12 protein-coding genes are annotated in these 11,590 nt (G+C 50.5%); 4 read left to right on the forward strand and 8 right to left on the reverse strand.

What is annotated here, in order from left to right:
• Positions 1-512: 512 nt before the first annotated feature.
• The 7 genes from ACQY8X_RS19585 to ACQY8X_RS19615 form a co-directional block, all read right to left on the reverse strand.
• The gene (locus tag ACQY8X_RS19585) at positions 513-923 is read right to left on the reverse strand and encodes a bacteriohemerythrin (RefSeq protein WP_428036819.1); all 411 of its coding nucleotides are present in this window, start codon (positions 921-923) and stop codon (positions 513-515) included.
• Positions 924-935: 12 nt separating this feature from the next.
• Positions 936-2,222, reverse strand: a complete 1,287-nt coding sequence (locus tag ACQY8X_RS19590) for a TRAP transporter large permease (protein ID WP_428036820.1) — start codon at positions 2,220-2,222, stop codon at positions 936-938.
• Positions 2,219-2,734 carry a TRAP transporter small permease subunit gene (locus tag ACQY8X_RS19595; RefSeq protein ID WP_428036821.1) on the reverse strand — a complete coding sequence of 172 codons (516 nt, stop codon included), beginning with the start codon at positions 2,732-2,734 and terminating at the stop codon, positions 2,219-2,221. The genes ACQY8X_RS19590 and ACQY8X_RS19595 overlap by 4 nt, the downstream gene beginning before the upstream one ends.
• A gap of 84 nt (positions 2,735-2,818) precedes the next feature.
• The gene (locus ACQY8X_RS19600; RefSeq protein WP_428036822.1) at positions 2,819-3,841 is read right to left on the reverse strand and encodes a TRAP transporter substrate-binding protein; all 1,023 of its coding nucleotides are present in this window, start codon (positions 3,839-3,841) and stop codon (positions 2,819-2,821) included.
• 85 nt (positions 3,842-3,926) lie between these two features.
• Entirely contained in the window at positions 3,927-4,919 is a 993-nt protein-coding gene (locus ACQY8X_RS19605) for an aldo/keto reductase (protein ID WP_428036823.1), read from the reverse strand.
• Positions 4,920-4,953: 34 nt separating this feature from the next.
• Entirely contained in the window at positions 4,954-5,910 is a 957-nt protein-coding gene (locus ACQY8X_RS19610) for a Gfo/Idh/MocA family oxidoreductase (protein WP_428036824.1), read from the reverse strand.
• Positions 5,911-6,117: 207 nt separating this feature from the next.
• The gene (locus ACQY8X_RS19615; RefSeq protein ID WP_428036825.1) at positions 6,118-7,347 is read right to left on the reverse strand and encodes a LysR family transcriptional regulator; all 1,230 of its coding nucleotides are present in this window, start codon (positions 7,345-7,347) and stop codon (positions 6,118-6,120) included.
• A gap of 213 nt (positions 7,348-7,560) precedes the next feature.
• Between ACQY8X_RS19615 and ACQY8X_RS19620 the strand changes: the two genes are divergently transcribed.
• The 4 genes from ACQY8X_RS19620 to ACQY8X_RS19635 are packed head-to-tail and all read left to right on the forward strand — an operon-like array spanning position 7,561 to position 11,268.
• The gene (locus ACQY8X_RS19620; RefSeq protein WP_428036830.1) at positions 7,561-8,577 is read left to right on the forward strand and encodes an amidohydrolase family protein; all 1,017 of its coding nucleotides are present in this window, start codon (positions 7,561-7,563) and stop codon (positions 8,575-8,577) included.
• A gap of 43 nt (positions 8,578-8,620) precedes the next feature.
• Positions 8,621-9,298 (forward strand): 4-carboxy-4-hydroxy-2-oxoadipate aldolase/oxaloacetate decarboxylase, encoded by a 678-nt coding sequence (locus tag ACQY8X_RS19625; RefSeq protein WP_428036826.1) that lies wholly within the window; start codon positions 8,621-8,623, stop codon positions 9,296-9,298.
• A complete protein-coding gene (locus ACQY8X_RS19630; RefSeq protein WP_428036827.1) occupies positions 9,291-10,349 on the forward strand; it encodes a 4-oxalomesaconate tautomerase in 1,059 nt (352 codons plus the stop codon). The genes ACQY8X_RS19625 and ACQY8X_RS19630 overlap by 8 nt, the downstream gene beginning before the upstream one ends.
• A gap of 46 nt (positions 10,350-10,395) precedes the next feature.
• Positions 10,396-11,268, forward strand: a complete 873-nt coding sequence (locus ACQY8X_RS19635) for an amidohydrolase family protein (protein ID WP_428036828.1) — start codon at positions 10,396-10,398, stop codon at positions 11,266-11,268.
• A 101-nt stretch (positions 11,269-11,369) separates the two neighbouring features.
• Here ACQY8X_RS19635 and ACQY8X_RS19640 read toward each other — a convergent pair.
• On the reverse strand, positions 11,370-11,590 hold a 221-nt coding region (locus tag ACQY8X_RS19640; protein ID WP_428036829.1), incomplete at its 5' end, for a hypothetical protein.

An 11,590-nucleotide genomic window follows, 5' to 3' on the forward strand; every position in this document is an offset into this window, starting at 1 on the left:
AAGACAACACCATGAACCAGTTCGGTTAATACCTGATCCGACTGAGTAATGAAAAAGGACGCTTCGGCGTCCTTTTTGCGTTTGTTCACAATAGCTCAGACTGACTATTCGTTGTTTATCATGCTCTTAAAATAATATCTGTTGCACGACACCGAGCCTCGGAAGAAATTACGCCAGCCAGTCTCATCACTAAGCTGTACTATCTGAACTGTCCCAATCCACAATCAACCCGCCAGAGCTGAATAATCATCTTCTCTGGCCCTTTCTCTGGCCCTTTCTCTGGCCTTCGCTAGCTGACGCTGTGACGCAACAGAGTGGTAATTTATCTTCGTGACGGGATCGCTCACAGCTATGAGCCAGATCCTGAAGAACGATAGCAAGCAGTACGTCTGACAAAAACTGATGTTATTGTGATCAGCGGCAATAACGCAAAAAAAAGCTCCGGCAATATGATTGCCAGAGCTTTTTTATTCACCGAAAGCGACGCTAACCTGCGGCGCTATTTTGCCCTGTTATTCAGCGCTACTGCCCTGTCCGAGAATATAATCCCGGTACTTCATATCCTCTTCCAGAATATGCTGGCGCAACCAGCGTTGCAGATAACCATTAACAGAGTCGCCAATAATGAAGGGACTTTGTGGAAATCGAGCATAGGTTGCGCGTATTGTTTCCAGCCACTCGACAAAATTTTCATGTTGCGCCAGGTGTTCATCAAACGCCGGAAAACCGGCGTTCTTCATATACACCTCTTCACGACCAAAATGGCCACGGGTGTAGGCTTTCAATCGATCCAGTATGGAGTTGATGTAATCATGACTCATATCCGCAGAATCAAGCTCGTCAATCAATGCAAATAAGCCTTTATGATCATCATCAATACTGTGATCGCCAACACTGAGATCACTGGTCCAGGTAATATTCATAGCCTTAAACTCCTAAAGCAGACCAAGCGACAGCACTGGAAAAGCGATAATCAAACCCAGTCGAACAATGTCTGACAAGACAAACGGGAACACACCTTTAAAGATATCCTTGATAGCAATATCTGGCGCGACCGATTTGATTACAAACACATTCATTCCCACCGGAGGCGTGATTAACCCAAGCTCAACGGTGATAACCGCGATAATACCAAACCAGACCGGATCAAAACCAGCCGCTTCTATCAGCGGGTATACAACAGGAACGGTTAGCAGCAGCATGGCGATACTGTCCATCACACAACCAAGCAGGATAAACAGCAGTAACACACAGAACAACACCATATATGGCGCCAGGTGCAGACTGTCAACAAACTCTACCAACGAGAAAGAGATGCGTGAAACAGAGAGAAAATAACCAAAAATCTCTGCACCGATAATCATAAAGAAAATCATCGCCGACATGAACAGAGTCTCTTCGACCGCTTCTTTAAACTGCTTGAAGTTCATGCCACGGAGCAGCGCGATAAGGAACGTACCAGCAGCACCAACCGACGCGGCCTCTGTCGGAGTAAAGAAACCGGTATAGATACCACCAATAATCAGCGCGAACACCCCGGTAAAAGGCACCAGACCTTTCAGGCCAATAATCTTCTCAGCAAAAGTAGTTTTGGCACCTGGCTGTGCCAGATGGGGGAATAAAATCACCACTATTGCGATAGTTACACAGTAAAGAACCAGCCCCAACAAACCCGGGATGACACCCGCAATAAACATATCACCAACGGACTGTTCTGTGATCAGCGCATACAGCAGCAGCGCTATCGACGGCGGAATCATAATACCCAGGGTACCACCGGCCGCCAGGGTACCGGATGCCAGCGACTTGGCATAACCGTTGTTCAACATTTCCGGCAGAGCAACGCGGGACATACTCGCCGCAGTCGCCATTGATGAACCAGAGATCGCAGAGAAAATACCGCATGAGGTTACCGCAGCCAGCGCCATACCACCGCGCCAGCTGCCAAACAGCGTGCGGGCACCGACGAACAGTTCCTGAGACATCTTCGCTTTAGAAGCAAACACCCCCATCAGGATAAACATAGGGATCGGGCTGAAGCTGTAATTAGACAGGGTTTCAAACGGACCACTATCGAGAATAGACAGCGCAGGCTCAAAAGCAACGATCCAGCCGAAACCAACAAAGCCGGTCACCGCCATCGCCAGGGCGATTGGCATACGCAGTGCGATCATTCCCAGCATGCTGAAAATGCAGATTAAACCAATGATTGATCCGCTCATGACAGATTCTCTCCTTTCCAAAAGAAGAACAGGCGAAAACTGATCAGCAGCGCTGCCAGTGCTAGAAAGGCCGTTGCAAATGACGTCAGGCCATACAGATAGGTCAGGGGTATTAACAGATCCTGAGTGGTCTCACCGGACATCTCAGCATTGCCAATTGCCTCATAAAAACGATAGCTCATGCCTGCTCCCAGCAAGACAAAACCCAGCATGTAAAAACCTTCAAGCAGAGCTTTGATACGGGGGTGGAAGTTATCAGTAAATAGATCAACGATAACCTGAGACCGGCCCACTGAATATGGCAGCGCAAACACAACCATTAATAGCAGACCATATTTAATCAGTTCGACCCCGCCGATAAAGGTTAAATCAACCGAGCCATCTGTTGCTTTGAACAGGGCACGGGACAGCACATCGGCAAGAGTAATAAACATCATTGAAACAAGAATTACGCCGCTGATCACATGCATTGCATGGGTTATACGATCAAACAGCCGGCTGAAAGCCATCATAAAATACTCCATTAAACGGAATAGAAAGGCTGGGCTTAACAGTTAAGCTTGCGCCTGCCAGGCTAGCCCGGCAGGCATCAAACATTATTTACAGGTTGCAGCGAGTTCATTCGCACGGGCATATACCTTACGGGCAGGCAAACCCTTAGCTTCCACTTCGGACAGGTATTCTTCAATCGCCTTATCCATAACTGGTTTCCACGCTGGGTTTTTAATACCACCCTCTACAGTGTAGATCTCATGACCCATCTCAACCGCTTGTGCACGGCCTTTAAAATCAAGATCATCGAAAACCTTCGCCGCATTCTGTGACCACTCGGTACCGGAATTATCATCCAGAACTTTCTGCAGATCAGCAGGCATGCTGTTGTAGACATCTTTATTCATGGTCATCACAAACGACAATGTATACAGACCACCCACTTCAGTGTGCTTAGTCGTCAGTTCGTTAATGCGGAATACCAGCTGACCTTCCCATGGCAAAGAAACACCATCGATAACACCACGCTGAACAGACTGATACGCCTGTGGAGCAGGCATACCAACCGGCTGAGCACCCAGACCTTCCAGCAGCTTAGCAACCACCGCGGTCGGACGACGAATACGCAGCCCTTCAAAGTCAGAAGGTTCTTTCACCAGCTTCTCGGTGGTATGGATATGACCCAGGCCGTGAGTAAAGAAGAACAGCGGATGCGTCTCTTTATACTCACTGGCAATCAATCCTTCATCATAGAGGCTCTGAAGGATACAGGAACCGTTGGCAGCATTTTTCGCAACACCTGGCAGCTCAACCACCTGAGTCAGCGGGAAACGGTTAGCGGTGTAACCCTGAACCGTCATGGTTACATCGGCAATACGGTTTTTTACCGCATCATATTGCGCGGGTGGCTTGGCCAGTGTCGAAGAGGGATAAACCTCGACTTCAATACGACCATTTGAGTCGGCTTTAACCTTATCGGCCCAGGCCTGGGCGATGTCTTTGTGCTGGCTGGCAACCGGTGCAAAAAAGTGCGCCAGACGCAGGGTGTAATCTGCCGCTTGAGCGGGTGCCTGAATCATCAGGGCAGCCGTCAGCGCCATTGCTGACGTCAGCAGGGGCTTTTTCATTTGAGACTCCTCAGTAAAATTTTATCGATGTTTTATATTTCTTATTATTGTTACGGTCATGCAGGCACAGAACCGCTTTTATGGATTAAACAAACTCTTCGGTATCAATCTCTGCCTGAGTTGCCGGGTTATAACGGTTGCCTGCGACAGTGTTCTGATTGATTAATTGATCCAGCTGCTCAAAGGCTTCCGCGCTGAGCTGCAGATCAACAGCACTGAAATTTTCTTTCAGATGATCCAGACGCGTCGTGCCTGGAATCGGGATAATATTTTCGTCACGGCCTAACAACCAGGCGAGAGACAGCTGCGCCAGCGTCATATCTTCCGCTTCAGCAACCTCCTCTACCTGGCTCAGAAGCTGCAGGTTTGCGGCGTAGTTATCCGCATAAAAACGCGGCATGCCCCGGCGGATATCCTTCTCTTCAAGGGCATTAACATCACGCAGCTTTCCAGTCAGAAAAGCTCTTGCTAAGGGACTGAAAGCAACAAAAGTGCTACCCAGTTCCCGACAGGCATCCAACACAGCAATCTCAGCGTTGCGGGTCCACAGGGAATACTCTGTCTGAACCGCCGCAATGGGATGTGTTTTGTGAGCTTTACGCAGGGTATCGGCAGACACTTCTGACAGCCCGATATCACGAATTTTACCTTCGGCAACCAGATCAGAGAGTGCACCAACACTCTCTTCAATCGGCACATTTCGATCCCAGCGGTGCAGGTAATACAGGTCGATCACATCGGTTTGCAGGCGGCGAAGGCTGTCTTCACAGGTTTTCTTAAGCATCTCCGGGCGACCATTAATCTCCCGCACTCCCGCATCGTTTTTGAACATGCCGCACTTACTTGCCAGCACAAACTCATTACGACGCCCTTTCAACACCTTGCCCAACAGAGTTTCATTATTACCGAAACCATACAGCGCAGCGGTATCCAGCATGCTGTAACCCATATCGAGCGCCTGTAGCAGAACCTGCTCTGCTTCCTTCTCAGAAGGAGGCGTGCCATAAGCGTGCGACAGACTCATACAGCCCAGACCAATCGGTGAACACTCAAAAGAGCCAAGTTTGCGGGTATTCATGAAGACAATCTCCTGCCGTCTCTGTTCTTAGGTGTTACTGCGCTGCTTCCAGACATTTTTCCAGTTGATCCAGTGTTTCCATCGCTGGGTAACACTGGCTCAGGCTGGAGTTAGGTTCACGACCTTCACGAATCGCAGCAAAAAATTCACGATCCTGCAGTTCAATACCATTAAAAGAAACCGCCACACCGGAAAGATCAACCGGGTTACCTTTGCCATCTTCCAGATCATCATAGCGGGCAATATAGGTGCCGTTATCGCAGATATAGCGGAAGAAAGTGCCGAAAGGTCCATCATTATTGAATGACAGAGAGAGAGTACAGAGCGCACCACTGGGTACTTTCATACCGATACTCATATCCAGAGCGATCCCCAGATCCGGATGAATCGGCCCTTGCATCGCCTGCACCTGAGACGCTGTCTCGCCAGTCTGGTACTGGAACAGGTCAACCGTATGGCAGGCATGATGCCACAGCAGATGATCGGTCCAGGAACGGGCTTCACCTTTGGCATTGGTATTAGTGCGACGGAAGAAGTAGGTCTGAACATCCATCTGCAGAACTTTAAGTTCACCTGCCTGAATCTTGTTATGAATCCACTGATGGCTTGGGTTAAAACGACGGGTATGACCCGCCATCGCAACCAGACCGGTCTCTTTCTGCAGGGCGACAATCTCTTTGGCATCTTCAATGTTATCTGCCATTGGGATCTCAGTTTGCACGTGCTTACCCGCTTTAAGGCACTGTTTAACCTGAGCCGCATGAACCTGAGTCGGCGTCGCCAGAATCACGCAGTCGACATCATCACGGGCGAGACTCTCTGCCAGATCAGTGGTGTAATGAGGAATATTATGTTCAGCCGCAAATGCTTTAATTTTCTCTAAATTAGAGCTGCCAACAACAGAAACCACTTCAGCCCCTTCAATTGCGCTGATCGCTTCCAGATGTTTCATACCAAAAGCGCCTGCAGCGCCGGCAATACATACTCTCATTGAACCTTCTCCAATTTTTCATTAGCGAAACACTGTTGCTAAGTCTGGCAAAAAAACAGGTTCACCAGACATTCAACAGGGTCGAAAATGCGTAACCTATTCGTTATATATAAATCTACAGATGGTGTTAAAACTAACACCGGAACACAAATCAGGATAATCCATTAACCGGAACAGCTATTCATTTTTTGAATAGAATAATGTTTATTACTGATCTTCCAGATCAATATCATGATCCGTATTACTCAACAACTTTATGAATGCAGACTGCGTAGCAGTTGGCTTCCAGCTGGTTCTTACCGTCACACCGATAGGCCGGTAAGCATGCGACACCTCATAAGGAACCGTCTTAAATACACCCATTGAAAGTTCATGTTGAATCTGATGCTCTGAGATCATAGTCAGACGATCACTGCCGGTTAACAACGACCGGACCAGAATCTGGGAACCGGTTTCCACCAACCGGGAGGGCACCTCAAGGCCTGCATCAGTAAATGTTGACTCGAAAATAGCGCGGGTAGGTGTGCCCCGCCCCGGCACTACCCAGGGATATTTTTGCAGCGTTTCCAGGGTAACATTGCGATCCCCACACAGTGGATGACCGGGACGGGCGACAATCTCTACCGGCGATGAAAACAGCTCTTCCTGACAAACATCATCGGCAGGCACCGGAAAGCGCAACGCCCCAAGCAACAGATCAATATCGCCATGGCGCAGGTGATATAACAGATCGTCATAGGGACCGTCGTTCACCCGGATTCTGAAATCGGGAAACTTACGGGAGAATTCAATAATCGCCTTCGGTAGCAATGATGTCCGGGCCAGTGGCATACTGCCGATCACCAGCTGACCAATCTCCCGGTTATGCAGAGCATCGACCTCATCCCGCGCCTGAGTGATCTCAGAGAACGCCAGTTTACTGGCTCGGGCCAGCGCCCGGGCCGCTTTACTGGAACTAATACCGGTACTGGTTTTCTCAAATAGCACCACCCCCAGCAGCGCCTCCAGTTCACGGGCAGCCCGGTGCAGAGAGGATTGCGATATCCCCAGATTGCGCCCGGCAATACTGAAGTTATGCGCTTCGGTTACGGCTATCAACGCCCTCAGCTGGGTGGTGGTGAGCATCTGTAACAGATGGGTTGGCTGAGACTTACTTGCCCCCAGCCTGACCGCCCCGCGCAACCCATCCAAAACCATATCCAATGCCCGCTGAACCCGCAAAGCAAACACTTCGCCGGATTCACTGACATACATACCATCGCTACGACGGCTAAACAATGAGGTGCCCAGAGCACTCTCAAGCTTGGCAATCGCCTGAGTAATTGCAGGTTGTGACAGAAACACCCGCTCAGAGGCTTTGCTAATACTTTTACACTCAACAACCTCAAGAAAAACCCTGAGATGGCGTATATTCGGCACTTCAAACACTACAGACATCCTCTGATAAACGATCTATAAAACATAGTCTATCTCAAAAACTAATACCAACACTTTAAAAACTGAATAGCCTTTAAGGGGCAGTTGAGAATACCTTTAATGCATCTTTGCTATCCTTGCCTGGCAGAGCTCACTTGTCAGGCCTGAGCCTCTCAGAGCTTTTCCAGCGCAGGGTATGTAGACACACAACAACAAGGTATGAGAGAAGCGCAGATGATTATCGACTGTCATGGACACTACACCACAACGCCTCCAGGCGTTGGTGAATATCGCGAACAGCAAAAAGCCGCTGTAGCCAAGGACCCTTCTTTTAAAGGAGAGAAAGGTAAGGTTGTTGTCAGCGATGACGAGATTATCGAAAGTATCGAGGGCAACCAGTTGCGTCTGCAACAGGAACGCGGCACAGATCTGACGATCTTCTCTCCCCGTGCAAGCTGGATGGGTCACCATATCGGTAACGAGTACACCAGCCAGTACTGGACCGAACAACAGAATGATCTGATCAAGAGAGTCTGTGACCTGTTCCCGAAAAACTTTGCGCCGGTGGCTCAGCTGCCTCAGTCACCGGGTGTTGATCCGGCTAAATCCGTAGCTGAACTGGTGCGTACTGTTGAACAGATGGGTTTTATCGGCTGCAATCTCAATCCAGACCCATCCGGCGGCCACTGGCAGGATGCCTCTCTGGCAGATAAGTCTTTCTACCCTCTCTATGAAAAGATGTGCGAGCTCGATGTTCCCGCGATGATCCACGTCAGCGCGTCCTGCAACGACTGCTTCCACACGACAGGATCACACTATCTGGGCGCCGATACTACCGGCTTCCAGCAGCTGGTGATGTCCGATGTCTTCAAAGATTTCCCGGAACTGAAGATCATCATCCCTCACGGCGGCGGCGCGGTGCCTTATCACTGGGGTCGTTTCCGTGGCCTGATGCAGGATCAGGGCTATGAGCCGCTGGAGATCTCGGCACTTAAGAACATCTATTTCGACACCTGTGTATATCATCAGAAAGGTATCGACCTGCTGCTGGATATTATTCCAACTGAAAACATCCTCTTTGCATCAGAGATGATTGGTGCGGTACGCGGTATCGACCCGGAAACCGGCCACTATTTTGATGACACCAAGCGCTATATTGACAACAACACTCAACTGTCTGCAGAACAGAAACAGATGATCTTTGAAGGCAATGCGCGTCGCGTATTCAGCCGTTTAAAGATTATTGAGTAATCAAAGCGCGCCGATGCAGGCCTGATGATTGAGGAGAACCGTTATGCAAGAGAATGTTGTTGTACAAAATATTGAGCGCGCCGATCCAGCTGTTATCGAAGCACTGGGAAAGTGTGGTGTTGCTACCGTTCATGAAGCGCAGGGGCGCCGGGGTCTGTTAGCAGATCATCTGCGACCGATTCAGATGGATGTCACTATCGCTGGCTCCGCGATCACCATTTCCGGGGCGGCGGGCGACAACTGGATGATGCATGTGGCAATTGAACAGTGTCAGAAGGGAGATATCATGGTGTTTGCCCCCACCTCCCCGTCTAACTTTGGTTTTTTTGGTGATCTGCTGGCTACTTCTGCACAGGCTCGCGGGGTAGTCGGTCTGATCATTGATGCCGGTGTTCGGGATACCCGTGATCTGCGCAAAATGAACTTCCCCGTCTGGGCCAAGCATGTCTTTGCTCAGGGCACTATTAAAGAAACCCTGGGGTCAGTGAATATTCCAATGGTCTGTGCGGACGAGATCATCAACCCCGGCGATATCATCATTGCTGATGATGATGGTGTGGTTGTCGTGCGTCGCGAAGAAGCGGAAGAAGTGCTGGCTGAAGCACTGGCACGTGAAGCACGCGAAGAGGATAAACGTGTGCGTATGGCCAATGGTGAACTGGGACTGGATATCTATAATATGCGCCCACGCCTGAAAGAAAAAGGGCTTAAATATGTCTGATTCAGCCCGCTGTATGTGGATGCGGGGAGGCACCTCTAAGGCTGCCTATTTCCTCGCCGAGGATCTGCCGTCAGATACTGTGGAACGCGACAGCTTCCTGCTCTCAATTATGGGATCTCCGGATCCACGCCAGATCAATGGCATCGGCGGAGCTGATCCACTGACGTCAAAAGTCGCGGTGGTTAAAAAATCGGAACGCCCCGGTGTCGATGTTGACTACCTGTTTCTGCAGGTGTTTGTTGATCAGGCAACGGTGACCGATGCGCAGAACTGCGGCAATATTCTTGCGGGTGTCGGGCCATTTGCGATTGAGCGCGGCCTGGTCACTATAAACGGCGATCAAACCTCTGTTGCCATCTATATGGAGAACACCGGCCAGATCGCTATTGAGCAGGTACCGACCCCCGACGGCAAAGTCAGCTATCAGGGCGATGCCCGTATCGACGGTGTTCCTGGCACTGCCAGCGCCATTCCGGTTACCTTTCAGGACACTGCGGGCTCAAGTTGTGGCGCCCTGCTGCCAACCGGCAATCAGGTCGACATCATCGATGGCGTAGCGGTTACCTGTATTGATAACGGCATGCCAGTGGTCGTCATAAAAGCTGAAGATCTGGGCATTACCGGCACGGAAACCCGGGAACAGCTGGAGCAGAACGAAACACTGAAATCCCGTTTGGAATCGATCCGTCTTCAGGCGGGACCGATGATGAATCTGGGTGATGTGACCCACAAATCGGTACCCAAAATGAGCATGGTCAGCCGTGCAACTCAGGGCGGTTCAATCTCAACCCGCACCTTCATTCCTCACCGCTGTCACGCATCGATCGGTGTCTTAGGTGCCGTTAGTGTAGCTACCGCCTGCATTCTGCCGGACTCGCCTGCGCACGCACTGGCTGATATCCCGGCAGGTGCAACAAAAACGATGCCGGTAGAGCACCCGATCGGTGAGATGACCGTCATTCTACAGATGAATGAACAGGGCGAAGCAATCAGTGCAGCAATTCTGCGCACCGCCCGTAAACTGTTTGATGGCGAAGTGTTTGCCAGCTAAAGCCTGGCTAACCGCGCCTTTGCCAACGAAAGAATAGGACTAAAAGATGGACGCTGATTACCTTCCATTCCATGACAGCCCAAGCAAACCGGAATTCAGAGTACCGGCTGGAGCTGTAGATGCACACTGCCACGTATTTGGCCCGGCAGATAAGTTTCCCTACCATCCAAAACGTAAATACACCCCCTGCGATGCCTCTAAAGAGCAGTTGTTTGCCCTGCGCGACTACCTGGGCTTTGAGCGCAATGTCATTGTTCAGGCATCTTGTCACGGCACCGATAATGCGGCTCTGATCGACGCGCTGACTACAGCTGGCGAACTGGCTCGCGGTGTCGCCGTTGTTGACCCGGCGATCAGCATGGAAGAGCTTCAGGCGATGCATGAAGCAGGGGTTCGCGCAGTACGATTCAACTTCGTTAAACGTCTGGTTGATACCACCCCCAAAGAGGTGTTCCTCAGCGTTGCGGAGAAGATCAAACAGCTGGACTGGCATATCGTGGTTTACTTTGAAGCGCCGGATCTGGAGGACCTGATCCCGTTCCTCAAGCAGCTGAACACCACTATCGTAGTCGACCATATGGGTCGCCCCGATGTGGCCAAAGGTGTCGATCATGAAGATTTTCAGCGCTTTATCAATCTAATGGCTGAAAACACCAATGTCTGGACTAAAGTCAGCTGCCCTGAACGTCTGACACTGCAAGCACCAGATTACAGTGATGTTGTACCGTTTGCCCGCACCCTGGTAGAGAAGTTCCCTGACCGGGTACTTTGGGGTACGGACTGGCCGCATCCCAACATGAAATCCCATGTGCCTGATGACGGTAAACTGGTGGATGTCATTCCTCAGATCGCGCCTACCGCCGAGCTGCAACAGGCGTTGTTGATTGACAACCCAATGCGGCTCTACTGGGAAAAGTAACTTACCATTTCCCCTGTGTCCCTCGCTGAAGCTGTTCAGGCTTCAGCGTCAAAGGCCTCTTGTGAGGCCTTTTTTATTGCGCCTGAAATAAAACCCGCTGCTCAGGAGTCAGCTGAGCGCCGATGCGTTTCAGTGACCGCCTTTGCGACAAACACCCCGCCCAGCAGGCCAAGAAATCCAATACTGCAGGTGGCTATTGCCAAACCAGCCAGCTTGACCATAAGGCCAATGATCAATGGCCCTGAAGTCACCCCAATATCAGCAAACAAACGCCAGATGCCGATAAAACCACCACGGTTTCGCGATGGCGCCAGGTCCGACC

This window comes from Amphritea sp., assembly GCF_050300915.1.
In the GTDB taxonomy this organism is placed as follows: domain Bacteria; phylum Pseudomonadota; class Gammaproteobacteria; order Pseudomonadales; family Balneatricaceae; genus Amphritea.

Excerpts from the sequence above, each read along its gene's own strand:
- ACQY8X_RS19585 (WP_428036819.1), bottom strand. The coding sequence starts at position 923 with ATGAATATTACCTGGACCAGTGATCTCAGTGTTGGCGATCACAGTATT.
- ACQY8X_RS19590 (WP_428036820.1), bottom strand. The coding sequence starts at position 2,222 with ATGAGCGGATCAATCATTGGTTTAATCTGCATTTTCAGCATGCTGGGA.
- ACQY8X_RS19595 (WP_428036821.1), bottom strand. The coding sequence starts at position 2,734 with ATGATGGCTTTCAGCCGGCTGTTTGATCGTATAACCCATGCAATGCAT.
- ACQY8X_RS19600 (WP_428036822.1), bottom strand. The coding sequence starts at position 3,841 with ATGAAAAAGCCCCTGCTGACGTCAGCAATGGCGCTGACGGCTGCCCTG.
- ACQY8X_RS19605 (WP_428036823.1), bottom strand. The coding sequence starts at position 4,919 with ATGAATACCCGCAAACTTGGCTCTTTTGAGTGTTCACCGATTGGTCTG.
- ACQY8X_RS19610 (WP_428036824.1), bottom strand. The coding sequence starts at position 5,910 with ATGAGAGTATGTATTGCCGGCGCTGCAGGCGCTTTTGGTATGAAACAT.
- ACQY8X_RS19615 (WP_428036825.1), bottom strand. The coding sequence starts at position 7,347 with ATGTCTGTAGTGTTTGAAGTGCCGAATATACGCCATCTCAGGGTTTTT.
- ACQY8X_RS19620 (WP_428036830.1), top strand. The coding sequence starts at position 7,561 with ATGATTATCGACTGTCATGGACACTACACCACAACGCCTCCAGGCGTT.
- ACQY8X_RS19625 (WP_428036826.1), top strand. The coding sequence starts at position 8,621 with ATGCAAGAGAATGTTGTTGTACAAAATATTGAGCGCGCCGATCCAGCT.
- ACQY8X_RS19630 (WP_428036827.1), top strand. The coding sequence starts at position 9,291 with ATGTCTGATTCAGCCCGCTGTATGTGGATGCGGGGAGGCACCTCTAAG.
- ACQY8X_RS19635 (WP_428036828.1), top strand. The coding sequence starts at position 10,396 with ATGGACGCTGATTACCTTCCATTCCATGACAGCCCAAGCAAACCGGAA.